The 22,018-nt window shown below is 72.1% G+C and carries 22 protein-coding genes; 13 read left to right on the top strand and 9 right to left on the bottom strand.

Annotation, left to right across the window (positions count from 1 at the left end; all coding sequences use genetic code 11):
* The 6 genes from nagZ to U5C87_RS04205 all read left to right on the top strand — a co-directional run bounded on the left by nagZ (nucleotide 1) and on the right by U5C87_RS04205 (nucleotide 8,386).
* Entirely contained in the window at nucleotides 1-1,425 is a 1,425-nt protein-coding gene (gene nagZ, locus U5C87_RS04230) for a beta-N-acetylhexosaminidase (RefSeq protein ID WP_330475399.1), read from the top strand.
* Nucleotides 1,422-2,456: an ROK family protein gene (locus U5C87_RS04225; RefSeq protein ID WP_330475398.1), complete on the top strand. Its 1,035-nt coding sequence runs from the start codon at nucleotides 1,422-1,424 to the stop codon at nucleotides 2,454-2,456. The genes nagZ and U5C87_RS04225 overlap by 4 nt, the downstream gene beginning before the upstream one ends.
* Nucleotides 2,456-3,235: a glucosamine-6-phosphate deaminase gene (locus U5C87_RS04220; protein WP_330475397.1), complete on the top strand. Its 780-nt coding sequence runs from the start codon at nucleotides 2,456-2,458 to the stop codon at nucleotides 3,233-3,235. Before U5C87_RS04225 ends, U5C87_RS04220 begins: the two co-directional genes overlap by 1 nt.
* A 435-nt stretch (nucleotides 3,236-3,670) precedes the next feature.
* The gene (gene dnaB, locus U5C87_RS04215; protein WP_330475396.1) at nucleotides 3,671-6,577 is read left to right on the top strand and encodes a replicative DNA helicase; all 2,907 of its coding nucleotides are present in this window, start codon (nucleotides 3,671-3,673) and stop codon (nucleotides 6,575-6,577) included.
* Between the two features lie 374 nt (nucleotides 6,578-6,951).
* Nucleotides 6,952-7,572 (top strand): hypothetical protein, encoded by a 621-nt coding sequence (locus U5C87_RS04210; protein WP_330475395.1) that lies wholly within the window; start codon nucleotides 6,952-6,954, stop codon nucleotides 7,570-7,572.
* A gap of 106 nt (nucleotides 7,573-7,678) precedes the next feature.
* On the top strand, nucleotides 7,679-8,386 hold the full coding sequence (locus tag U5C87_RS04205) for a VOC family protein (protein ID WP_330475394.1): 708 nt from the start codon (nucleotides 7,679-7,681) through the stop codon (nucleotides 8,384-8,386).
* Between the two features lie 24 nt (nucleotides 8,387-8,410).
* Here U5C87_RS04205 and U5C87_RS04200 read toward each other — a convergent pair whose 3' ends face one another.
* Together U5C87_RS04200 and U5C87_RS04195 are read right to left on the bottom strand one after the other, a co-directional pair.
* Nucleotides 8,411-9,001 (bottom strand): GNAT family N-acetyltransferase, encoded by a 591-nt coding sequence (locus U5C87_RS04200; protein WP_330475393.1) that lies wholly within the window; start codon nucleotides 8,999-9,001, stop codon nucleotides 8,411-8,413.
* Between the two features lie 96 nt (nucleotides 9,002-9,097).
* Nucleotides 9,098-9,268, bottom strand: a complete 171-nt coding sequence (locus U5C87_RS04195) for a hypothetical protein (protein ID WP_330475392.1) — start codon at nucleotides 9,266-9,268, stop codon at nucleotides 9,098-9,100.
* A 959-nt stretch (nucleotides 9,269-10,227) separates the two neighbouring features.
* Between U5C87_RS04195 and U5C87_RS04190 the strand changes: the two genes are divergently transcribed.
* Complete coding sequence (locus U5C87_RS04190; protein WP_330475391.1) at nucleotides 10,228-10,752, top strand: putative immunity protein; 525 nt, start codon at nucleotides 10,228-10,230, stop codon at nucleotides 10,750-10,752.
* A 36-nt stretch (nucleotides 10,753-10,788) separates the two neighbouring features.
* Here the strand turns inward: U5C87_RS04190 and U5C87_RS04185 are convergent, their stop codons facing one another.
* From U5C87_RS04185 to U5C87_RS04165, 5 genes are all read right to left on the bottom strand, one after another.
* Nucleotides 10,789-11,238: a VOC family protein gene (locus U5C87_RS04185; protein ID WP_330475390.1), complete on the bottom strand. Its 450-nt coding sequence runs from the start codon at nucleotides 11,236-11,238 to the stop codon at nucleotides 10,789-10,791.
* Between the two features lie 10 nt (nucleotides 11,239-11,248).
* Nucleotides 11,249-12,019, bottom strand: a complete 771-nt coding sequence (locus tag U5C87_RS04180) for a MerR family transcriptional regulator (protein ID WP_330475389.1) — start codon at nucleotides 12,017-12,019, stop codon at nucleotides 11,249-11,251.
* 50 nt (nucleotides 12,020-12,069) lie between these two features.
* Entirely contained in the window at nucleotides 12,070-12,840 is a 771-nt protein-coding gene (locus tag U5C87_RS04175) for an ABC transporter permease (RefSeq protein ID WP_330475388.1), read from the bottom strand.
* Entirely contained in the window at nucleotides 12,837-13,628 is a 792-nt protein-coding gene (locus tag U5C87_RS04170) for an ABC transporter ATP-binding protein (RefSeq protein WP_330475387.1), read from the bottom strand. Before U5C87_RS04170 ends, U5C87_RS04175 begins: the two co-directional genes overlap by 4 nt.
* A gap of 79 nt (nucleotides 13,629-13,707) precedes the next feature.
* A complete protein-coding gene (locus U5C87_RS04165) occupies nucleotides 13,708-14,604 on the bottom strand; it encodes a hypothetical protein (RefSeq protein WP_330475386.1) in 897 nt (298 codons plus the stop codon).
* A gap of 174 nt (nucleotides 14,605-14,778) precedes the next feature.
* On the opposite strand from U5C87_RS04165, the gene U5C87_RS04160 reads away from it, so the two are divergent.
* From U5C87_RS04160 to U5C87_RS04140, 5 genes are all read left to right on the top strand, one after another.
* A complete protein-coding gene (locus tag U5C87_RS04160) occupies nucleotides 14,779-15,450 on the top strand; it encodes a DUF4396 domain-containing protein (RefSeq protein WP_330475385.1) in 672 nt (223 codons plus the stop codon).
* A gap of 172 nt (nucleotides 15,451-15,622) precedes the next feature.
* Entirely contained in the window at nucleotides 15,623-16,405 is a 783-nt protein-coding gene (locus U5C87_RS04155; protein WP_330475384.1) for a metal-dependent transcriptional regulator, read from the top strand.
* 243 nt (nucleotides 16,406-16,648) lie between these two features.
* Entirely contained in the window at nucleotides 16,649-17,215 is a 567-nt protein-coding gene (locus tag U5C87_RS04150; RefSeq protein ID WP_030197883.1) for a TMEM165/GDT1 family protein, read from the top strand.
* A gap of 72 nt (nucleotides 17,216-17,287) precedes the next feature.
* Nucleotides 17,288-18,154: a DinB family protein gene (locus U5C87_RS04145; protein WP_330475383.1), complete on the top strand. Its 867-nt coding sequence runs from the start codon at nucleotides 17,288-17,290 to the stop codon at nucleotides 18,152-18,154.
* 153 nt (nucleotides 18,155-18,307) lie between these two features.
* Nucleotides 18,308-18,643, top strand: coding sequence for a twin-arginine translocase TatA/TatE family subunit (locus U5C87_RS04140; RefSeq protein ID WP_330475382.1), 336 nt, complete (start codon nucleotides 18,308-18,310; stop codon nucleotides 18,641-18,643).
* A 78-nt stretch (nucleotides 18,644-18,721) separates the two neighbouring features.
* On the opposite strand, the gene U5C87_RS04135 is transcribed toward U5C87_RS04140, so the two are convergent.
* Nucleotides 18,722-19,915: a RimK family alpha-L-glutamate ligase gene (locus U5C87_RS04135; RefSeq protein WP_030197895.1), complete on the bottom strand. Its 1,194-nt coding sequence runs from the start codon at nucleotides 19,913-19,915 to the stop codon at nucleotides 18,722-18,724.
* A 24-nt stretch (nucleotides 19,916-19,939) separates the two neighbouring features.
* Here U5C87_RS04135 and U5C87_RS04130 point away from each other — a divergent pair, with 24 nt between their 5' ends.
* Nucleotides 19,940-20,416 (top strand): ATP-dependent zinc protease family protein, encoded by a 477-nt coding sequence (locus U5C87_RS04130; RefSeq protein WP_330475381.1) that lies wholly within the window; start codon nucleotides 19,940-19,942, stop codon nucleotides 20,414-20,416.
* 74 nt (nucleotides 20,417-20,490) lie between these two features.
* Here the strand turns inward: U5C87_RS04130 and U5C87_RS04125 are convergent, their stop codons facing one another.
* Nucleotides 20,491-21,990, bottom strand: a complete 1,500-nt coding sequence (locus tag U5C87_RS04125; protein WP_330476655.1) for a SulP family inorganic anion transporter — start codon at nucleotides 21,988-21,990, stop codon at nucleotides 20,491-20,493.
* Nucleotides 21,991-22,018 lie beyond the last annotated feature (28 nt).

Here is a 22,018-nt window from a genome sequence, read left to right as displayed (position 1 = left end):
ATGACCACCTCACGAGAGGCGCTGCGGCGCCTCGCAGTCGGCACGCTCATGCCCGGATTCGTCGGCACCACCGTCCCCGCGTGGGTCGAGCGGGAGTATGCCGCGGGCCTGGCCTCCGTCTGCCTCTACGGCGCCAACGTGGTGGGTCCCGACCAGCTCGCGCAGCTGTGCGCGTCGCTCCGGTCGGTCGCTCCGGACCTGCTCGTCGCCGTCGACGAGGAGGGTGGCGACGTGACCCGGCTGCACTACCCGACCGGGTCCACCCAGCCCGGCAACGCGCTGCTCGGCCGGCTGGACGACACCGCGCTGACGCGGGACTCCGCGTCGGCCATCGGACGCGAGCTCGCGGCATACGGGATCAACCTCGACCTGGCGCCCGTCGTCGACGTCAACTCGGCCGACGAGAACCCGGTCATCGGCGTGCGGAGCTTCGGTGCCGACGCCTCGCACGTGGCGCGGCACTCGGCGGCGTACGTCACCGGTGTGCAGTCGGTCGGGGTCGCGGCCTGCGCCAAGCACTTCCCCGGGCACGGCGACACCGTGACCGACTCGCACCACGCCCTGCCTCGCGTGCACGTCGAGGCGCACGTGCTCGACGCGCGCGAGCTCGAGCCGTTCCGGGCCGCGATCGAGGCGGACGTGGCGTGCATCATGACCTCGCACGTCGTCGTCAGCGCCATCGACGCCGAGCGGCCTGCGACCTTCTCGGCGGCCGTGCTCGGGGACGTGCTGCGCGGACGGCTCGGTTTCGACGGGGTCATCGTGTCCGACGCCCTCGACATGGCCGGGGCCTCCGCCGAGACCGGCATCCCGGAGGCGGCGGTGCGCGCCCTCGTCGCGGGGTGCGACCTGCTCTGCGTGGGGTCCGAGACGACGGAGGAGTGCTACCTCGCGGTCGTCGAGTCGGTCGTCGACGCAGCAGCATCGGGGCGACTGCCGGTGGCGCGGCTCGAGGATGCGGTGGCACGAGTCGCATTGCTGTCCAAGCATTTTGGGGTCGAGGCGGCATTTGGGAGCGAGGGCAAGCGTGAAGCGCGTGGCTGGCTCAACGGCGCTCTCGTCGAGGGCTTCGAGGTCGGTGACGCGGTGCGGGCGTGGCTCGACGCGCCCGGGCAGCCGGTCATCGTGCAGGTGGCGTCGGACCCGAACCTCGCGGTCGGCCGCGTCGCCTGGGGACCGCGGGCCGTGGGGCTGACGACGGAGGAGGCCGACGTGCCCGCCGGCGCCAAGGTCGCGGTGGCAGGACGAGGGCTGTCGGCCGGTCACCCACTATGGGTTGTTGCGGACCGGCTTCGCGCGCAGGGACATCCGACGATTGTCGTGGACTGCGGGTGGCCCCGTGGCGGCGCCGATCTCGTGACCTTCGGTGGCTCCGTCGTCGTCGCCGAGGCGCTCGGACGCTATCTCGGGGTGCCGGCGGGATGACCGCCGGGCTCAGGCTCGGCATCGACATCGGTGGGACCAAGACCGCAGTGACCCTCGTGTCCGACGACGGCACGGTGCACGCGCTGCGCTCGGCTCCGTCGGGCCGCGGACCCGTCGGCGTCGTCGACGTGGCGGTGCGCGTGGCCCGAGACGTGCTCGAGGGGGGTGCCGCGGGATCGGCGGTCGACGTCGTGTCGGTCGGCGCATGCATGCCGGGGCTCGTCGACCCGGTGACCGGGCTCGCGCGGCACGCCGTCAACCTCGAGGTCGAGTCGCTCGACCTCGGCGGTGAGCTGTCGAGGCACCTCGGCGTGCCGGTCTGGGTGGAGAACGACGTCAAGGCGGCCGCGCTCGGGGCGTGGCGCCTGCGGACCTCAGCCGAAGGGCTTGTGCCGCCGGGCGATTCGTCGCCGGCGCTGGCCTACCTCAACCTCGGCACGGGGCTCGCGTCCGCCGTCGTCCGCGACGGTGTCGTCGTCCGTGGCATCGACGGTGCCGCAGGCGAGATCGGCCACCTCCCGGTGGGCGGCGACGCACCGTGCTCGTGCGGACAGGTCGGCTGCCTCGAGACGGTCGCATCCGGATCGGCCCTCGCACGGCTGTGGCCCGAGCCGCGACGACGGGCCCGTGACCCGTTCGCGGCGGCAGCCGCCGGGGACCTGCTCGCCGCGGCTGCCGTCGACGTGCTGTGCACGGGCGTGGGACTCGCCGTCCAGGTGCTCGCGCTCGCGTCCGGCGCCGAGCGCGTCGTCGTGGGTGGCGGTCTCGCGGGCCTCGGTGAGCCGCTGCTGCGTGGCGTCCGGGCCGACCTCGAGCGTCGCGGGCGCTCCTCACGGATCGTCGAGACCCTCGGGCTGCCCGAGCGGGTCGAGCTGCTGGCGGCTGACGTGCCGGTGGCCGCCCTCGGGGCCGCCTGGCTCGGGAGCGTGCGACCCGGGGCCGGACATCCTGCGTTCGGGACTGCCGGGACGGCTCGCACGACTGCGGACGCTGTCCGTGCGGTCGTCCCGTCCGGTGAGAGGGTGGGCTGATGGAGGTCCTCGTCCTGTCCACGCCCGCCGACGTCGCCCGCCGGGCCGCCGAGGTCGTCATCGACGGCCTCACCGCCGCAGGACGCCCCGAGCCGGCGCTCGGTCTCGCCACCGGGTCGTCGCCGCTCGGGCTCTACGCGGAGCTCGCGGCCGCCGTGCGGACGGGCCGGCCCGACCTGAGCCGGGCCCGCGGCTTCGCGCTCGACGAGTACGTCGGGCTGCCGGTCGGACACCCGCAGTCCTACCGCGAGGTGCTGCTGCGCGAGGTCTGCGGTCCCCTGGGGCTGCCTGCCGACCGCCTGCACGTGCCGGACGGCTCGGGCCGGACCGAGGCCGAGCTCGACGCCGGAGCCGCGGAGTACGAGCGTCGCATCGCTGCCGCGGGCGGGGTCGACGTCCAGATCCTCGGCATCGGGGCCAACGGCCACCTCGGCTTCAACGAGCCGGGCTCGGCCCTGTCGTCACGGACCCGGGTCAAGCGGCTGTCGGACCGGACCCGGCACGACAACGCGCGCTTCTTCGCCGCGATCGACGACGTGCCGACCCACTGCGTGACCCAGGGACTCGGGACGGTGCTCGACGCGCGGCGCCTCGTCCTCGTCGCGTCCGGGCCGGGCAAGGCCGACGCCGTGGCCGCCGCGCTCGAGGGCCCGCTGTCGGCGTCGTGCCCGGCCTCCGTGCTCCAGTGGCACGCCGACGCCACGGCCGTCCTCGACGAGGCGGCCGCCGTCGGCCTGCGCAACCGGGACTACTACGACGCCTCGGCCGCAGGACTGTGAGCACGGCGTGCACGGCCTTACCCCACGGCATACCCCACGCTCGGGCGTGTCGTGCGTGTCTGTGGACAACGCACAGGGGTGAGGAACTTGTTCTCCACACCCCGTGGACGGGCATCGGTGCAGGTCAGCGAGCACGGGAGGGTGTGACCGTCGCCACATGCCCACAGTTGTGCACACACGTTGTCCACACCTGTTGACGGCGTGTCGAGGGTGGCCGTCCACCGGTTGTCCACAGGCGTGTGGGAGTGAGGGGCTCGTGAGGTTGTTGTCGGCCGAGCAGCGCACCTACGGTGGGGCGGGTGCCCCACGGGAGGGCGGACGGACGGCCGGGAGGGCTACGTCCCGCCCCGGATCGGGCACTGTCAGGGCTGCGTTGTCTACTGGTGTGGACCGGGTTGGGCCGAGGTCATTCACCGTTCAGGGGAAGGGGAGCACGTGTCGCTCGACGAGCTGAGCACCAGTGCCTTTGCGTCGTCGTCGGCCCGTGATGGAGGGCCTCCGGACGACCGGCTCCCGCCCCAGGACGTCGGCGCCGAGCAGTCGGTCCTCGGCGGCATGCTGCTGTCCAAGGACGCCATCGCCGACTGCGTCGAGCAGCTCAAGGGCACCGACTTCTACCGGCCCGCGCACGAGCTCATCTACGACGCCGTGCTCGACCTCTACGGCCGTGGCGAGCCCGCCGACGCCATCACCGTCAGCGACGAGCTGACCAAGCGCGGCGACCTCGGACGCGTCGGCGGCCAGGCCTACCTCCACCAGCTCATCGCCTCGGTCCCCACCGCGGCCAACGCCGGCTACTACGCCCAGATCGTCGCCGAGCGCGCCGTGCTGCGCCGGCTCGTCGAGGCAGGCACCCGCATCGTGCAGCTCGGCTACGCCCAGGGCGGTGGCGACGTCGAGGACATCGTCAACGCCGCCCAGGCCGAGGTCTACGCCGTCGCCGACAAGCGCGGCGGCGAGGACTACCACGCCATCGGCGACATCATCGAGGCCACAGTCGACGAGATCGAGGTCGCGTCTGGCCGCTCCGGCGAGATGACCGGTGTGCCCACGGGCTTCACCGACTTCGACGCCCTGACCAACGGCCTGCACCCCGGCCAGATGATCGTCATCGCCGCCCGCCCCGCGATGGGCAAGGCGCTTGCACTCGACACGCCTCTCGCGGCCCCGGACGGCTGGACCACCATGGGCGAGGTCTCCGTCGGTGACTTCGTCATCGGGTCGGACGGACTGCCCACTCGCGTCGTGGCCGCCACGGAGGTCATGGTCGACCGTCCGTGCTACGAGGTCGAGTTCTCCGACGGGTCGGTGCTCGTCGCCGACGAGCAGCACCAGTGGTTCGTCGCGATCGACGGCAGTCCCGGTCGGGTGATGACGACTGCCGAGGTTCTGGGCGCCATTGAGCGCAGTGGCGTCGTGACGGTCGAGCGGCGACCGGCCACCGGCGTCACCGCCATCGACGCCACGGAGTGGAAGATCTCTGCGATCCGTCCGGTCGAGTCGGTGCCGGTCCGCTGCATCGAGGTCGCGGCGGCCGACCACCTGTACCTCGCAGGCGAGGCGATGATCCCGACCCACAACTCGACGATCGGCCTTGACATCGTCCGGTCGGCCGCGATCAAGCACAAGATGGCCGCCGTCGTCTTCTCGCTCGAGATGAGCCGCACCGAGATCACGATGCGTCTGCTCTCGGCCGAGGCCGGCATCCAGCTGCAGCACATGCGCAAGGGCACGATGCGCGAGGAGGACTGGACCCGCCTCGCCTCGACGATGGGCCGCGTCTCCGACGCCCCACTCTTCATCGACGACTCACCCAACATGTCGCTGATGGAGATCCGCGCCAAGTGCCGCCGGCTCAAGCAGCGCGAGAACCTCAAGCTCGTCGTCATCGACTACCTCCAGCTGATGAGCTCGGGCAAGCGCGTCGAGTCGCGCCAGCAGGAGGTCTCGGAGTTCTCGCGTGCGCTCAAGCTGCTTGCCAAGGAGCTCGAGGTCCCGGTCATCGCGATCTCGCAGCTGAACCGTGGTCCCGAGCAGCGCACCGACAAGAAGCCCGCGATGAGCGACCTGCGTGAGTCGGGCTGCCTCACGGCCGACACCCGCATCCTGCGCGCCGACACCGGCGCCACGATGTCGATCGCCGAGCTCGTCGACGAGTACGCCCGCCACCCGGACCGCGAGGTCCCGGTGTGGGGACTCGACGAGTCGCTGCGCTACGTCAAGCGCCCGATGACCACGGTCTTCTCCACCGGCGTGCGTCCGGTGTTCCGGCTGACGCTGGCGTCCGGCAAGACGGTCCGCGCCACCGAGAACCACCCGTTCCTCACGACGTCCGGCTGGACCCAGCTCGGTGACCTGCGCACCGGCAGCCGGGTCGCGGTGCCGAGGCACGTCCCCGCCCCCGAGATGTTCGACGAGGTCCTCGACGACGCCGACATCCGGCTCGGCGCGCTGATCCTCTCGTCGCGGACTCCCGACGACTCGCAGGGCCGCCTCGCGGCGCGCGGGTGCTCCATCGGGTTCGACGTGACCGAGATGAGTGCCCGCGCGCTCATGCCCGACATCGCGCACTTCCCGAAGCGGCAGATCGGGCTGCTCGTCGACGGGCTCTTCGCCCTGGACGGCGAGATCACCGTCGACGAGGAGGCGCGCGAGGGACGCATCGTCCTGCGCCACGCCTCGCGGCGGCTGCTCGACGACGTGGCCCACCTGCTGCTCCGCTTCGGCATCTCGACCGCCGTCGCCGCGCGCGACGACATCTGGGAGCTCGACGTGCGCGGGGTCGACGACCAGCGCCGCTTCCTCCAGGAGATCGCGGTCCACACCGAGAAGTCCGAGGCAGCCGAGCTGCTGCTGCAGATCGTGCGCGAGCGCTCCGGAGCCGACGTCCCCGAGGACGCTGCCGTGGCGACCCGCTCGTCCCGCCGCGTCGGCTTCCGTGCCGAGGACATCGCCGACGGCGTGCTCGACGACAACGGGATGAGCCTCGAGCGACTCGAAGAGGTCTTCCACAGCCTCGACCTCGACCTCGAGGCGGCCAACGACGTCCTGTGGGACGACGTCGTGACCATTGAGCCCGACGGGGTCGAGGAGGTCTTCGACGCCACGGTCATCGGCACGCACAACTTCATCGCCAACGGCATCGCCGTGCACAACTCGATCGAGCAGGACGCCGACATGGTGATCCTGCTCCACCGCGAGGCCGCCTACGAGAAGGACTCTCCCCGAGAGGGCGAGGCCGACCTCATCGTCGCCAAGCACCGAAACGGACCGACCGACACGATCGTCGTCGCCTTCCAGGGTCACTTCAGCCGCTTCACCAACATGGCCAACAACTTCTGACACCGGTGGACCGACGACGAGGGCGACCGCAGTCGCCCCTGTCGTCACCGCCCGAACGCGTAGAGCCGGTCGAGCCTCGAGGTAGCGCCGCGTCATCTCATCCGCCGCGCGATGCAGGGCAACGCATCGGCGCGCGACGACTCGACGACACGACGGAGGCAGCCTCAGCGCGCCCGGGGCAGCGGGAGGGCACACTCCAGGACATGACGTCAGGGGCAGCACGGACAGCGCGACGACCACGACCGGGGCGACGCGCCGCGGCCTACCTGATCGCGGCGGTGGCGGCGCTTGCCGTCGCCGGGTGCGACAGCCGTGGGTCGACCTCGCCGCCACAGCCGTCACCAGTCGGCGCTTCCACCAGTCCCGGACCGTCGATGACCGAGGTCGTCGACGCCGCGCAGTGCGCGATGCGCCGTGACCTCGGAACGGACACCACGGCCGAGCTTCCCTTCGGGGACCTGTTCGGCAAGGGCGTCTCACGGGGCATCGACCTCAACGACGAGTTCACCCCGGGACCGGACTCACGGGACGACCCGCGCTGCTCCAGGGGCTCGCTTCCCGGCGGCGACGCGGTGTGGTGCGGCCAGCCCCCACCGTGGTTGTCCGCCGACTGGATGGGCATGGTCGACGCGCTTGGGGCGGACCGGATCCGGCGCGCCTTCCTCAGCGCCGACGATGGCGCAAGTGTGGACGGCCAGATGCCGGGCCGCACGGTCGCCTACGTCGAGATCGAGCTGCGCCGGGGCGACCCCCGGGGGACCCTCGCGTTCCTCGAGTCGGCGTTCACGTCCTGCGCCGACGCGGCGCCGGGCACGGTAAGCGGCCTCAAGGTCATGGCCGGCTCCGTCCCCTCCGCACACGGCACGCAGGGTGAAGCGTCCGCGGTCGCGTTCCTGACGCCGGAACGAGCGGCATGGGTCGTCCTCGACGGCGGCGAGTGGACCAAGACCGAACGCGACCGCGCCCTCAGGGCGATCGCCGCCCACCTGGCCTGAGGGCCGCCGGCAGCGGTAACGGTGCGTTCCGTCCATCGAGGAGACCCACGAGGTCGCCACCGCCTTCCCAGCTATCGGACGACGATCGCGGATATGGTCCTCGCGTATGGACATGCTGACAGGGGAAGCGATCGCGGGGGCCCGTCTGGCCGACTGGCGCAAGCTCGCGCAGGGACTGCACGCGCGCTACGTGGTCGCGGACTTCGCCGCCGGCATACGCTTCCTCGCCGCGGTGGGTGAGGCGGGCGACGCCGTCGGGCACCACCCCACGGTGTCGATGGGTCGCGGTCACGTCGACCTCAAGCTGGTCAGCGACGACGCCGTCTACCGCGACGACGAGGGCACCGAGCACGTCGTCCAGTGGGTGACCCAGCAGGACGTCGACCTCGCCCGCCGGATCACCGAGATCGCCGCCGACCACGACCTCACCGCAGACCCGGCGTCCGTCAGCGTCATCGAGCTCGGTCTCGACACGGCGAGCTCCTCGACCATCGCCCCGGTGTGGGCCGCGCTGCTCACCGGGAGTCCGGAGTCCCAGGGCCACGGCTCACCCAGCGACGAGATCCGCGACGCCACCGGACGCATACCGAATCTGTGGTTCGGGGGCGCCGACGAGCACGAGAGCCCGCGACAGCGGTTCCACGTCGAGGTCTACGTGGCGCCGGAGGTCGCCGAGCAGCGAGTCGCCGCAGCCCTCGCCGCGGGTGGCACCGTGGTCGACGACAGCGAGGCACCGTCGCTCGTCGTCGTCGCCGACCAGGAGGGCAACAGGGGAGTCGTGTGCGTCGCCGCGCCCGCGGCACTGACGGACTGAGCTGCCCGCCGGGGGCCGCGAGCCTCAGGCAGGCTCGACGACCTTGACCATGACGCAGTTCTTCAGCCCTTTGGGCCGGTCGTAGGTGAAGCCGAGCCGCTCGTAGAGACGTCGGGTGCCGTTGTAGAGGAACGACGACGACATCTTCTTGGTCTGTTCGGTCAGGTCGTGCGGGTAGCTCTCCACCGTCCCGCCGCCGGCCCGGGCGATCAGGTCGAGCGCACCGGTGATCGCCAGCTCCGTGACGCCCTGTCGCCGGTGCCGCTTGTCGACGAAGACGCAGGTGATCCGGTAGTCGGGGTCCGCCGTCTTGGTGGCGTCGTACTCCTTGCGGTGGTGCAGGCTCGGCAGCTCGACCGGCGTGCCGTACTCGGCCCAGGCGATGGCCTCGTCGCCGTCCATCACGAGAGCGGCGTGCGCCTTGCCCTGCTCGACGTAGGACTTCTTCAGCGCCCGGTTGGCCTCCGCGCCCTGGCCGCGCTCGGGACCGTCGGGGTGGAACCAGATGCACCAGCAGCCGCCGAAGATGCCGTTGTGCCGCTGCACCAGCGCATCGAACGCGGGCCAGGTCTCGGGGCTGAGCGGCGCGATGGAGTAGGACGACTCGGTGGCCATTCCGCACGATAACCCCGCTCGACCCGTGGCGAGTCCCGTAGGCGGTGACCGGTCTCGACCGCGACGACGGCCGTGACCCCGAGGGCGGCGGGGCGTTCAGGCGCCTCCCTGGAAGAAGCCGAGGAGCGCCGGAGCCGGGTGCAGGGCCGTGCTGAGGTTTGCGGCCGTGATGACTGCGAAGGCCGCCGCCGACAGCAGCGCGACCGTGGCTCCGGCCGAGCGGACCCGTCGTGACGGTGCCGCCGCTGCCCCCGCGCGCGTCGCCACCAGCGCGCGGCCACCACGACGAGGCAGACGGTCACGATCGCTCCCAGCCACACCATGACGACGTGGTATGCCGTGAAGTCCTCCACGAGCCGCGTCAGGGCAGGCGTCGCCGTCCTTCCCGACGGGTTCTCGAGACCGTCCCTGATCTCGCGGAGGGTCGTCGCGACCGCGGGGTCGGTCGGGTGGACGTCGAGCAGGCCGAGGGCCGAGGACAGCGGGGCGAGAGCGCCCTGCACGTTGGCGACGACGAGGAGGGCGGCGAGCAGCACGAGGGGTGCTTCGACCAGGCCGGCGAGCGTGAACCAGGCACGGCGTCGTCCGCTGCGCGCGGTGACGCACTCGCTCCAGATCCGCCTCCCGAGCATGATGGCGAGCACGAGCAGCGGCACCGCGAGAGCGGCCTTGACGGCGTGGAACCGCGCCCAGAAGGCAACGGGCGCCGCGAGGCTCGGGGGCAGCTCCGGGGTGCCGCCCTGCCAGAAGTGCACGAGTCCGTCCGCGACGGCGGTCCCGAGCGTCGACACGTCCAGGTAGCCCCCGCCCGGACCCAGTCCGGCTGCGGGGAACGGCAGCACGGCAACAGCGGCGAGCGCGAGCGCGGTGCCGCCCGTGAGAGCTGCCTAGGCGCGCCAGCCCGGTCCGGTGACGGGCGGGTCGGTGACGGGCGAGCGGGTGACGGGCGAGCCGGCGCCGGGGCCAGCGGGTCTGTTGCGGGGGACGGGCTGCATGTCGGATCCTCCGGGTCGGTGGTGGTGGCGGCCGTCTGCAGCCGCAACGCTAGGCACGCCTCAGACCGGCGGCGTCTGACCCTGGAGCGATGTTGCGGGCTCCGCCGTGCGCCCCGGGTCGCAGGTGCGTACGACGTCGGGTGGAGGCCCGGCGCCTCCGGTCTCACCCACTGCGTGCCTGGCTGCGTAACCTCGACGGATGCAGTCGGCAGCGGTGACGGGAGCCCGCGCGTGATCCTGCCCGCGACCCCTGACCCGCGCCTCGTGACGATCCGTCGCGGCGGGACCCTGACGGACGCCGACCACCACCTGCTCGTCCTCTGGGCGGCGACGTGCGCGGAGCACGTGCTCGGGCTCTTCGAGTCCGAGCGCCCCGACGACCCACGGCCGCGCGACGCCATCGAGCACGCCCGCGCCTGGACGCGCGGCGAGGTGACGATGATGACGGCCCGCGCCGCGGGTGGTCACGCCATGGGTGCGGCCCGCGACCTGCGCGGCGCACCTCGCTTCGCGGCCTACGCAGCAGGGCAGGCCGCGTGCGTCGCGCACGTGGCTGCCCACGACCTGGGGGCGGCGGCCTATGCCATCAAGGCCGTTCGTGCCGCCGCGTCCGTAGACGCCCCAGCCGAGAGCGAGGCGGCCGGACGGCGCGAGTGCCGCTGGCAGCGCGACCAGCTCCCGTCCGCTGTCCGCGAGCTCGTCCTCGACGACCAGCGGGCGCGCAACGACATCTGCTGGTCGGTCTTCGACGACTGACGGCAGCCGCCCTGCGCACCCCGAGCGACGCGCCGCTCAGGACCCGTCGACGCGTTCGGCGAGCGACACGATGATGCCCTCGGGGCCGCGGACGTAGGCCATGCGCCACACGCCTTCGTACTCACCGACACCGCCGACGAGCCCGTGGCCGTCGGCAGCGAGACGATCGACCGTGGACCGCAGGTCGTCGACCTCGAAGGCGACGTTGCGCAGGCCCAGCTCGTTGGCCATCGCGTCCGGCGAGCCGGGCTCGTGGTCGGGTCGGACGAAGCTCGACAGCTCGAGGCACGTGTCGCCGCCCGGCGGGCGCAGCATGACGATCTCGGTGCGGGCGCCGGGGATGCCGATGACGGTGTCGAGGAAGTCGCCCTCGACCGTCATGCGCGGACCGGTCGGCTCGAGCCCGAGCCCGACGAAGAAGGCCGTCACCGTGTCGAGGTCGGCGACGGTGATGCCGACGTGGTCGAAGCGACGCACCGTGGTCATGGGTCCATCCTCACACCGTGGCCGTGCGACGGATGTCGGTCCACCCGGTCCAGCCGCGCTCCTCGAGCAGCTCGAGCAGGCGCGCCGCGCATGCGAAGGACTCGAGGAACGCTGCGTCGAGCAGCTCGACGAGCTCGGCGCTGACGGGGTGCTCCTCCTCGAGGCCCTCGCCCTGGGCCGCGGCGGCCTCGATGAAGGCGGCCACCCGGTCGGCCAGGACCGGCAGCCGCGGGTCGTCGGGACCGCAGTCGACGAGGTCGCCGATGTCGAGGTAGAGACGCCGCAGCGGCTCGTCGTCGATCTGGGTCTGCTTGATCGCCATGAGGGCCGCGACCGCGTCGGGCATCTGCGCGGAGATGAGGATCCAGCTGTCGCGCTCGACCTCGATGAGCCGCTCGGGGAAGCCGAGCTCGCGCATGCGGTCGACGTAGGCCACGACCTCGGGCGGCAGCGCCAGGCTCTCGCCCGCCGCGAGCTGGGCGATCCGCTCCCGGTGCCGCTGCCGCTCGCGGATCTCCGCGCGCAGGCGGCGGTCGATCTCCTCGACCGCCGCCGCGAACTCCTCGTCACCGGCCGTCAGCAGCTCCTGCACCCGCGAGAGGGGCACGCCCGCGTCGGCGAGGACGCGGATCCGCACGAGCTGCACGACCGCGGCCGCGTCGTAGCGTCGGTAGCCGGACCGGTCGCGCTCGGGCTCGGGCAGCAGTCCCTTCGCGTGGTAGTGCCGCACCGCACGCACGGTCACGCCGGCGTATGCCGCGAGCTGGCTGATGGTCAGCATGTGCCCATTCTCCTGTGGTGACGGTGTTCCCGCGCCTCGTCAGCGTCTGGTCAGCCGAGCTTGCGGCGGTAGGTGCGCATCGCCAGGGCGTAGGCGAGCACGAGCAGGCCGACGCACCAGGCGAGGGCGACCCAGACCTCGCTGCCGAGCGGCTGGCCGGCGAAGAGGTGGCGGATCGTGTCGACGATCGAGGTGACCGGCTGGTGCTCGGCGAACCACCGCACTGGTCCCGGCATGCCCTCGGTCGGCACGAACGCCGAGCTGATGAAGGGCAGGAAGATCAGCGGGTAGGAGAAGCCACTGACGCCGTCGACCGACGTCGCCGTGAGCCCCGGGATGACGGCGAGCCAGGTCAGCGCCAGCGTGAAGAGGACGAGGATCCCGAGGACCCCCAGCCAGGCGAGCACACCTGCGCCCGAACGGAATCCCATCGCCAGCGCGACGAGCACCACGAGCGCGAGCGAGACGAGGTTGGCGACGAGCGAGGTGAGCACGTGGCCCCACAGCACGGCGGACCGGGCGATCGGCATGGACTGGAACCGCTCGAAGATGCCGCTCGACACGTCGGTGAAGAGCCGGAACGCGGTGTAGGCGATGCCCGAGGCGACGGTGATGAGCAGGATGCCGGGCAGCAGGTAGTCGACGTAGCTGTCACCGCCGACGCGGATCGCGCTGCCGAAGACGTAGACGAAGAGCAGCAGCATGGCGATCGGGGTGATGGCCGTCGTGATGATCGTGTCGGGGCTGCGCAGGATGTGGCGCAGGGACCGCTTGAGCAGGACCGTCGTGTCGCCGGCGACGTGGGTGGGGGTGGTAGTCATCGCGAATCTCCTTGGGTGACAGCGTGGTCGGCGTCGTCGTGGCCCACGATCGCGAGGAAGACCTCCTCGAGCGTCGGCTGCTTCTCGACGTACTCGACGACGGTCGGGGGGAAGAGCTGCTGGAGCTCGGCGAGGGTGCCCTCGGCGATGATCCGGCCCTCGTGGAGGATGGCGATCCGGTCGGCGAGCTGCTCGGCCTCCTCGAGGTACTGCGTCGTGAGCAGCACCGTCGTGCCGTGGCCGGCGAGCTCGCGCACCGTCTTCCACACCTCGTTGCGCGACTGCGGGTCGAGGCCGGTCGTGGGCTCGTCGAGGAAGAGCACGGGAGGGTCGCCGATGAGGCTCATGGCGATGTCGAGGCGCCGGCGCATGCCGCCGGAGTAGGTGGCCGTCCGGCGCCCGGCCGCGTCGGCGAGCGCGAACCGCTCGAGCAGCTCGTCGGCGATGCGGTGGGGCTGCTCGAGCCGTCGCAGCTGCGCGACGAGCACGAGGTTCTCCCGCCCGGTGAGGATCTCGTCGACGGCGGCGAACTGCCCGGTGAGGCTGATCGACTCGCGCACCCGCGCCGGTTCGGCGGCGACGTCGAAGCCGTTGACGCTGGCGGTCCCGGCGTCCGCGCGGAGCAGCGTCGAGAGGATGCGGACGGCGGTCGTCTTGCCGGCGCCGTTCGAGCCGAGCAGGGCGAGGACGGTGCCGCGGGGGACGGTCAGGTCGACCCCCCGGAGCACCTCCTGGTCGCCGTAGGACTTGGTGAGTCCGGCGATCTCGATGGCGTGTGAAGTGGTCATGGACCAAGGCTGCAACCCTGACGCAGCGTCAAGGTCAAGCCTGCGTCGTGACCTCGTCACCCATCGCGCTCCGGGACGGTCAGCGGGCCTCGTCGAGGATGCGCTGCCGGACCGCCCGCACGGCCGCGGCGTTGGACGTGGACACCCGCTCGGGGTCGGTGAGCCAGTCCACGAGCGAGCTGTCGTCGGGTGTCAGCCCGGCCCGCTCGTCCGCGATGGCCGCCGCGAGCAGGGCGCCGGTGTGCGGCACCGGGAGCGCGTCGCCGAGGGCGGCGTCGGCCCAGAGGTCGGCCGAGCGCATGAGGTCGTCGTCGACGTGCTGCCGCCGCGTCCCGCCGAGGGCCGCCGCGCCCACCGGGAGGGAGCCCACGGCGTGCTCGCCCGCGACCGACTGCACCTCCGACACGAGGGCGTCGAGGTGGATCTCGAGCAGCCACGTCGGCATGCCGCGGGCGGCGAGCACGCGGGAGAGCCACTCCACCTGGTGGATGGCGCGCTCCGCGGAGAGGCCGGCCAGGGAGAGCAGCCACGCCGAGTCCGTCGTCGCGAAGCGCGAGCCCCGCGCCCCGTAGCGGGCGCCGTAGTAGGGCATCGCGTTGATCGACCCCTGGGCGGCGCGCACCGCGGCGCGGAGCAGGGTCGCATCGGTCGTGATCTCGTAGCCGCCCGAGGCCGGGTTGACCACGCCGGCGTCGACGGCCTGACCGGTCGCGCGACGGATGAGCCCCGCCGCGACGTGGCTGCGTCCCTCGGCGACGAGCTCGGCAACGTGGGTCTCGTCGGACCCCGGGACCGGCCTGCCGAGGAGCGCGTCGCGCAGGACCTGCGCGTCGGTCGATCCCGTTGCCACGACGAGGCGTTCGACGGCAACGACGGCGGCGACGACGGCCGGGTCGGTGAGCGCGCCCGTCGTGGCCCGGTCGGCCTGGGCGAGGAGGAGCTCGTGCACGTCGTCGGTGCTCTCGGGCGGGTTCATGGGCGCATTCTTGCGTGAGCGGGACGTCCCGATCCAGCGGGTCGCCCGCCGCGGGGAATAGCAGGGGAGCGCCCCTCGTTGTCTGACCGTACGGGATACCCATGGGGGGTATGCCGCGTGGTGACGACAGCGGGCCGGGAACGTCCCCGCCCCGACGACGGAGAGGCCGAGACCATGACCGACGCAGCCCACGCCCAGCACGCCGAACAGGCGGCCACCCACCAGCACGACCAGCACGACCAGCACGACCAGAAGGGCGGCCACAGCTCGCACGCGAGCCACGGGGGCGGCCTCGCGTCGATGGCGGCCAGCGCCACCCTGCACTGCCTCACCGGCTGTGCCATCGGTGAGATCCTCGGACTCCTCATCGGCACCGCCACCGGCCTCGGCAACGGCGCGACGATCGCGCTGTCGATCGGGCTCGCCTTCCTCTTCGGCTACACCCTCTCGAGCCTGCCGCTGCTGCGCGGGGGCCTGGCGCTCGGCACGGCGCTGCGGCTCGTCCTGGCCGCCGACACCGTCTCGATCCTCACGATGGAGGTCGTCGACAACCTCGTCATGGCCGTCATCCCCGGCGCGATGAACGCGGGTCTCGTCAACACGGTCTTCTGGGTCGGCATGGCGATCTCGCTCGTCGCGGCCTTCGCCGCCGCCTATCCCGTCAACCGCTACCTGCTCTCCCGCGGCAAGGGACACGCCCTGACGCACGAGCACCACGGCGGGAGCGGACCGGTCACCGGTGCGCGCCGGTTCATCCCGGTGCAGCCCACCGGTGCGCTCGCGGCCGCGATCGCCGCCTTCATGCTCGGCGGCTTCGTCGTGGCCCTCGCGGACAGCCTGACGTGACGCGCCTCTCGCGGGGGACCGGCGACGATCGGTCCCCCGCTAGGTGTGCCCATGATAAAAGTTGGGTATGCCGAACTCTGTGTCCCGACGTCTCCTGACGGGGGTGGCCGCGACGGTTTTCTTCGTCGGGTGCTTCGTGCTCGTCGCCACCCTGCTCCCGTAGTCTCTGGCGGTGGCCAAGACCGAGAACCGCACCGCGATCGAGGACTACCTCAAGGTCATCTTCAGTCTCGGCGAGTGGCAGGACGAGACGGTCAGCAACGCTGCCGTCGCCGCCCGGCTCGGGGTGTCCACCTCGTCCGTCTCCGAGATGGCCCGCAAGCTCGCCGACAGCGGCCTCGTCGCGCACAAGCGCTACGGCGGGATGCGCCTGACCGACGAAGGGCTCGAGCAGGCGCTGCGGATGGTGCGCCGCCACCGGCTCGTCGAGACCTTCCTCGTGACGTCGCTCGGCTACGCCTGGGACGAGGTGCACGACGACGCCGAGGTGCTCGAGCACGCGGTCTCGACCCTCATGGTCGAGCGCATGGACGCCCAGCTCGGCCACCCGTGGCGCGACCCGCACGGTGACCCGATCCCGACGGCCGACGGGGTGCTCCACCAGCCCACGGCCGAGCCGCTGGCGACGACTCCCGTCGGCCAGCGCCGTTTCGTGGCGCGCATCGACGACGACGACCCGGCCCTGCTGCGCTGGCTCGCTGAGACCGGGATCGCGGTCGACGCCGAGGTCGTCGTGCGCGAGCGGAAGCCGTTCGGGGGTGCGACCCGGCTCGACGTCACGGCTCCCGGCGCCGCGGCCGACGGACACCTCGTCGCCGAGCTCGGAGACCAGGCGGTGGCCGCGCTCCTCGTCAGCGTCGAGGCGGCCTCGCCGAAACCGTTGAACGCCAAGGGTTGTCACTACTCCGACTGTCGACACATAGGCGCCCCAAGGGTTTCCGAGAAGAATCGCTAGGCACACCGAGACGTTGCGCCCACGGCAGAGCTGCACCTACGGTCGTCACATCGAAAGGGAGTAGTCCCCAACGACCGCATCGACACACTGGCTCCGGCCCGGTGCGGCCGGCCCCGATCGCGACGCCCTCCGGGCAGGCGCGGCCCGCGGCGGACGAGACTTTCGACCTCGTGCCGACCCACCGACGGGCGCGCCAGGTCGAGGCTCCCCGGGTGCTTCGAGCGCGCGCCGAGGAGAACCACCGTGTCCGCCTTTCTGATCAGCGCCGCCGTCATCTTCGTCGCCGAGCTCGGCGACAAGAGCCAGCTCATGGCGATGACGTTCGCCACCCGCTTCAAGATGCTCCACGTCCTCGTCGGCATCACCATCGCGACTGCCGTCGTCCACCTGGGCTCGGTCGCCATCGGTGCCGCGATCGGCGACAACCTGCCGCGCGACGCCATCTCCGTCACCGCGGGTGTCGCCTTCCTCTTCTTCGCCGCGTGGACGCTGCGGGGCGACTCGCTCTCCGACGAGGAGGCGGCCGTCGCCCGCACGACCCGGCGCACCGCGATCATCGCCGTCACCGTCGCCTTCTTCCTGGCCGAGCTCGGCGACAAGACGATGCTCGCCACCATCACGCTCGCGACGCAGCACGGCTGGTTCGGCACGTGGCTCGGCAGCACGGTCGGCATGGTCGCGGCCGACGCGCTGGCCATCGTCGTCGGGGCCGCCCTCGGCAAGCGGCTGCCGGAGCACGTCATCAAGTGGGGAGCGGCAGCGGCCTTCGTCGTCTTCGGCGTGCTGCTCATCGTCGAGGGACTGCGCTGACCGGACGCCGATCGTCCGGGTCGGGTCCTACGCTGCCCCTGACGCGATGGCTGCGAGGCGAGGGAGACCGGGATGAGCGACGTCACGTACGAGGACCGGACCGGGACACGGTTCGAGCGGGTCCGCCTCACCGGGGCGAGCTTCGAGGACGTCCACCTCGACGGTGCCCGGCTGCACGACGTCGACCTCCGAGGCGCGTCGCTGCGCATGGTCGACCTGCGGGGCCTGCGGGCCCGTGACGTCTGGCTCGAGGACGTCGACATCACCGGCGACGTCGAGAACCTCGTCATCAACGGCGTCGACGTCGCGCCGCTCATCGACGCCGAGCTCGACCGCCGCGACCCGGACCGCCCGAAGATGCGGCCCACCGACGCCGCCGGCTATCGGGAGGCCTGGGACGTCGTCGAGCGGCGATGGGCCGAGACGGTCGAGAGGGCCCGCGCCCTCACGCCCGAGCAGCTCCACGAGCGGGTCGACGGCGAGTGGTCGTTCATCGAGACCCTGCGCCACCTCGTCTTCGCCACCGACGCGTGGGTGAACCGGGCGCTGCTCGGTGACCCGGAGCCGTGGGACGCCCTCGACCTGCCGCACGACGACATGCCCGACAGCCCGCCCGTGCCGCGCGACCGCGACGCCCGCCCGACGCTCGACCAGGTGCTGGCCCTGCGCGCCGACCGCATGGCCACGGTGCGCCGCGTCGTCGACGGCCTCACCGACGAGGCGCTCACCGCCACGACCGAGCCCGTCCTCGAGCCCGGCTACCCGGAGCCCGAGCCGTATGCCGTCACCCGCATCCTGCGCACGATCCTCAATGAGGAGTACCTCCACCGGCTCTACGCCGAGCGCGACCTCGCCGAGCTCTCGGAGCCTGCCGCAGTCGCCGCGACCCCGGACCCCACGCCGCCCTCGTCGGACGCACAGCCGGCCACGACCCCCTGAACGGACCAGCGGAGCGCAGCAGGTCACAGCAGGGCACAGCGGACTCCCGGCTGATTCGCGGCGGTCTCCCATCCGCGACTCCTACGGTGACGGCAGCAAGCGTGCGCGGGACGCTGACCGTCGTCCGTTCCCGCCGACCGTCAGGAGGTTCCCGTGGCCGATCTCGGGTGGCCGGAGCTCACCATCATCGCTATCGCCGTCGTGCTCCTCTTCGGCTGGAAGCGCATGCCCGACATGGCTCGCAGCCTCGGGCGCTCGGCCCGCATCTTCAAGTCCGAGGTGGACCAGATGCGGCCCTCGTCCGAGCCGTCGGGCACCCCGTCGCGCGAAAGCGTCCCCGACGCGGCCCCTCGCGCGGGGTTCGACGAGGACCGCGACGCGGCCCACGAGGCCGTGGCCCGCGCGGACGACCGCGTGGCCGAGGCCGACGCCGAGGTCGCCCGCCTGCGGGCCGAGCTCGTGCGGCGTCGCAACGTCAGCGGCAGCTAGCCCTCGTCACGGAGCGCGCCGGACGGCATACGCCATCGGGCGCGCTCGGGCGACCCTCACGCGGCCCTCCCGCGGCCCTCACGCGACGGTGTGGATCGGGTCGTTCGGCAGCTTGCGCACCTTGGCGCGCCGGCGGCGCCGCTCGGGGATCATCGAGCGCATCTCCTCGAGGCGGCCGAAGCACAGCAGCCGGTCCTCGGCCTCGAGCACGACGCGGCGGCGCGGGTTGGGGATGACGCTCGTGCCGCGGTGCAGCGTCAGCACCTGCAGGTCGCGCTCCTCGAGGCCGGAGTCGCCGATCGTCTTGCCGATGATGTCGGCGCCGGCGTGGACGACGAGCTCGGCGACGCCGTAGCCCGTCGAGACCGTGAGGCGCTGGCGCACGTCGATCTCGGGGAAGGCGACCTGGCCGGCGATGTGGTCGATGATCGCGCCGGCGACGTCGAGGTTGGTCGCGGTCTCGATGCCCTCGAGGCCGGGGGAGGAGTTGACCTCCATGACGAGCGGGCCGTCGTTGCCCTCGAGCATGTCGACGCCGGCGACGCGCAGGCCCATGATCTGCGCCGAGCGCACGGCGGCCTGCTCGTACTCAGGCGTCAGCTCGACCGGCTCGACGGTGCCACCGCGGTGGACGTTGGAGCGGAACTCGTCGCCGCTGGCCCGGCGGCGCATCGCGGCCACGACGCGGTCGCCCACGACGAGGGCTCGGATGTCGCGGCCCCGGCTCTCGGTGATGAAGCTCTGGATGAGGACGTTCTGCTTGGTGCTGTGCAGCGTCTCGATGATCGCCTCGGCGATCTTGATGTCGGGCGCGAGGATGACGCCGATGCCCTGCGTGCCCTCGAGCAGCTTGATGACGACGGGGGCGCCCCCGACGCGCTCGATGGCCGGCATGACGTCGGCGCGGTTGCGCACGAACGTCGTCGCGGGCATGCCGATCTGGTGGCGCGAGAGGATCTGCGCGGCGCGGAGCTTGTCGCGGGCGTTGGCGATGCCGTTGGCCGTGTTGGGCGTGTAGACGTCCATCTGCTCGAACTGCCGCACGACGGCTGTGCCGAAGTAGGTGATCGAGCTGCCGATGCGCGGCAGGATCGCGTCGTAGTCCGACAGCGGGCGGCCGCGGAACTGCAGGTCCGGCTCGGGCCCCGACAGGTCGATGGCGAAGCGGAGCGTGTTGAGCACCCGCACCTGGTGCCCGCGGTCGAGCGCTGCGGTGCGCAGGCGCTGCGTCGAGTAGGCACGCGGCGCGCGCGAGAGGATCGCGAGTTTCATGCTGGGTCCTGCCAAGATGGGCGGGTGTCTGGGCCGGCCTATTCAAGCACTCCCGTCGGGTGGCGGGAGTGGGTCTCCCTGCCCGGCGCGGGACTGCCGTGGGTCAAGGCCAAGATCGACACCGGTGCCCGCACGTCGTCGCTGCACGCCGAGGACGTCGAGGAGTTCGAGCGCGACGGCGAGCCGTGGGTGCGCTTCACCGTCCACCCGTGGCAGGACACCAGCGACGACGCGCACACCGTCGAGTGCCGGGTGCGCGACCGCCGCAGCGTGCGCAGCTCGTCGGGCCACGTGACCAAGCGCTACGTCGTGCGCCTGGACCTCTCGCTCGCCGGCCGCACCGTGCCCGCCGAGGTCACGCTGAGCAAGCGCGACCGGATGGGCTTCCGCATGCTCGTCGGCCGCGAGGCGTTGCGCCAGGGCTATGTCGTGGACCCCTCGCGCTCGTATGCCGGCGGCCGCCCCCCGAAGGACGTCCGCCGCCGCAACCGCGGCCGCTGACCGGCTCGCTCGACGAGCGCCTGCGCGCACCCGACCGAGGGCGTATGCCGGGTGGCCGGGTCCCCGAGCCGTCCTCAGTGCGCGCCGGTCAGCTGCCCACTGAGCCGGTCGTGCCGCTCCTGGCTGGAGTCGTTCAGGCCGGTGATCGTCACGGTCTTGCCCTTCGCGGCGTACTTCTCGGTGATGGCGTCGAGGGCCGCGACGGTCGAGGCGTCCCAGATGTGGGAGCGCGACAGGTCGATGACGACGTGGGCCGGGTCGCCGACGTAGTCGAACTGCGTCACGAGGTCGTTGCTCGAGGCGAAGAACAGCTCGCCCTCGACGGCGTACACGCGGGTGTCCGCGTCGGGGTGGGCGACGTCCACGACCCGCGTCAGGTGCGCCACGCGGCGGGCGAACATCACCATCGCGACGAGGACGCCGACGACGACACCGATGGCGAGGTTGCTGGTCGCCACGACGACCGCGACGGTGGCGAGCATGACGGTGGTCTCGCTGCGCGGCATCCGGCGCAGGGTGGCGGGCCTGATGCTGTGCCAGTCCATCGTGCCGACCGACACCATGACCATGACGGCGACGAGGGCTGGCATCGGGATGACCGCCACGATGTCGCCGAGCCCGACGACGAGGACGAGCAGGAAGGTGCCGGCCAGGAAGGTGGAGATCCGGGTGCGAGCACCCGAGGCCTTGACGTTGATCATGGTCTGGCCGATCATCGCGCAGCCACCCATGCCGCCGAAGAGGCCGGTGACGATGTTGGCCACGCCCTGGCCCCACGCCTCGCGGGTCTTCGGCGAGTGGGTGTCGGTGACGTCGTCGACGAGCTTGGCGGTCATGAGCGACTCCATGAGCCCGACGAGGGCCATCGCCAGCGCGTAGGGCGCGATCGTCGTCAGCGTGTCGAGCGTGAAGGGGACGTTGGGCACGAGGAGGCTCGGGAGCGACTCGGGCAGCTTGCCCTCGTCGCCGACGGTCGGCACGGCGATCGAGGCCGCGACGGTCAGGACGGTGAGCACGACGATCGCGACGAGCGGCGCCGGCACGACGGTGGTGACCCGCGGCAGCAGCACGATGAGGGCGATGCCGACGGCGACGAGCGGGTAGACCATCCACGGCACCCCGAGCAGGTGCGGCACCTGGGCGAGGAAGATCAGGATCGCGAGCGCGTTGACGAAGCCGACCATGACCGAGCGCGGGACGAAGCGCATCAGCTTGGCCACGCCGAGCAGGCCGAGGACGACCTGGATGACGCCGCCGAGGATGACGGTGGCGATGAGGTGGTCGAGGCCGTGGTCGCGCACGACCGGGGCGACGACGAGGGCGACCGCCCCGGTCGCGGCCGAGATCATCGCGGGCCGGCCACCGACGAACGCGATGGTGACCGCCATGGTGAAGGACGCGAAGAGTCCGACGCGGGGGTCGACGCCGGCGATGATCGAGAACGAGATCGCCTCGGGGATCAGGGCGAGGGCGACGACGAGGCCGCCGAGGACCTCGACGCGCAGCCGGCGGGGCGAGCGCAGGGCGGCGCGCACCGACGTCACGTCGGCCTCGTGCGCGAACGGCGGGGTCACCGCGCTGGTGGGGGAAGTGGTGGGGGTG

The sequence above is a fragment of the Terrabacter sp. C0L_2 genome, assembly GCF_036352015.1.
Taxonomy (GTDB): domain Bacteria; phylum Actinomycetota; class Actinomycetes; order Actinomycetales; family Dermatophilaceae; genus Terrabacter; species Terrabacter tumescens.
Note: the sequence above shows the minus strand (reverse complement) of the source record. Positions and strands in the feature narration are given on the sequence as shown.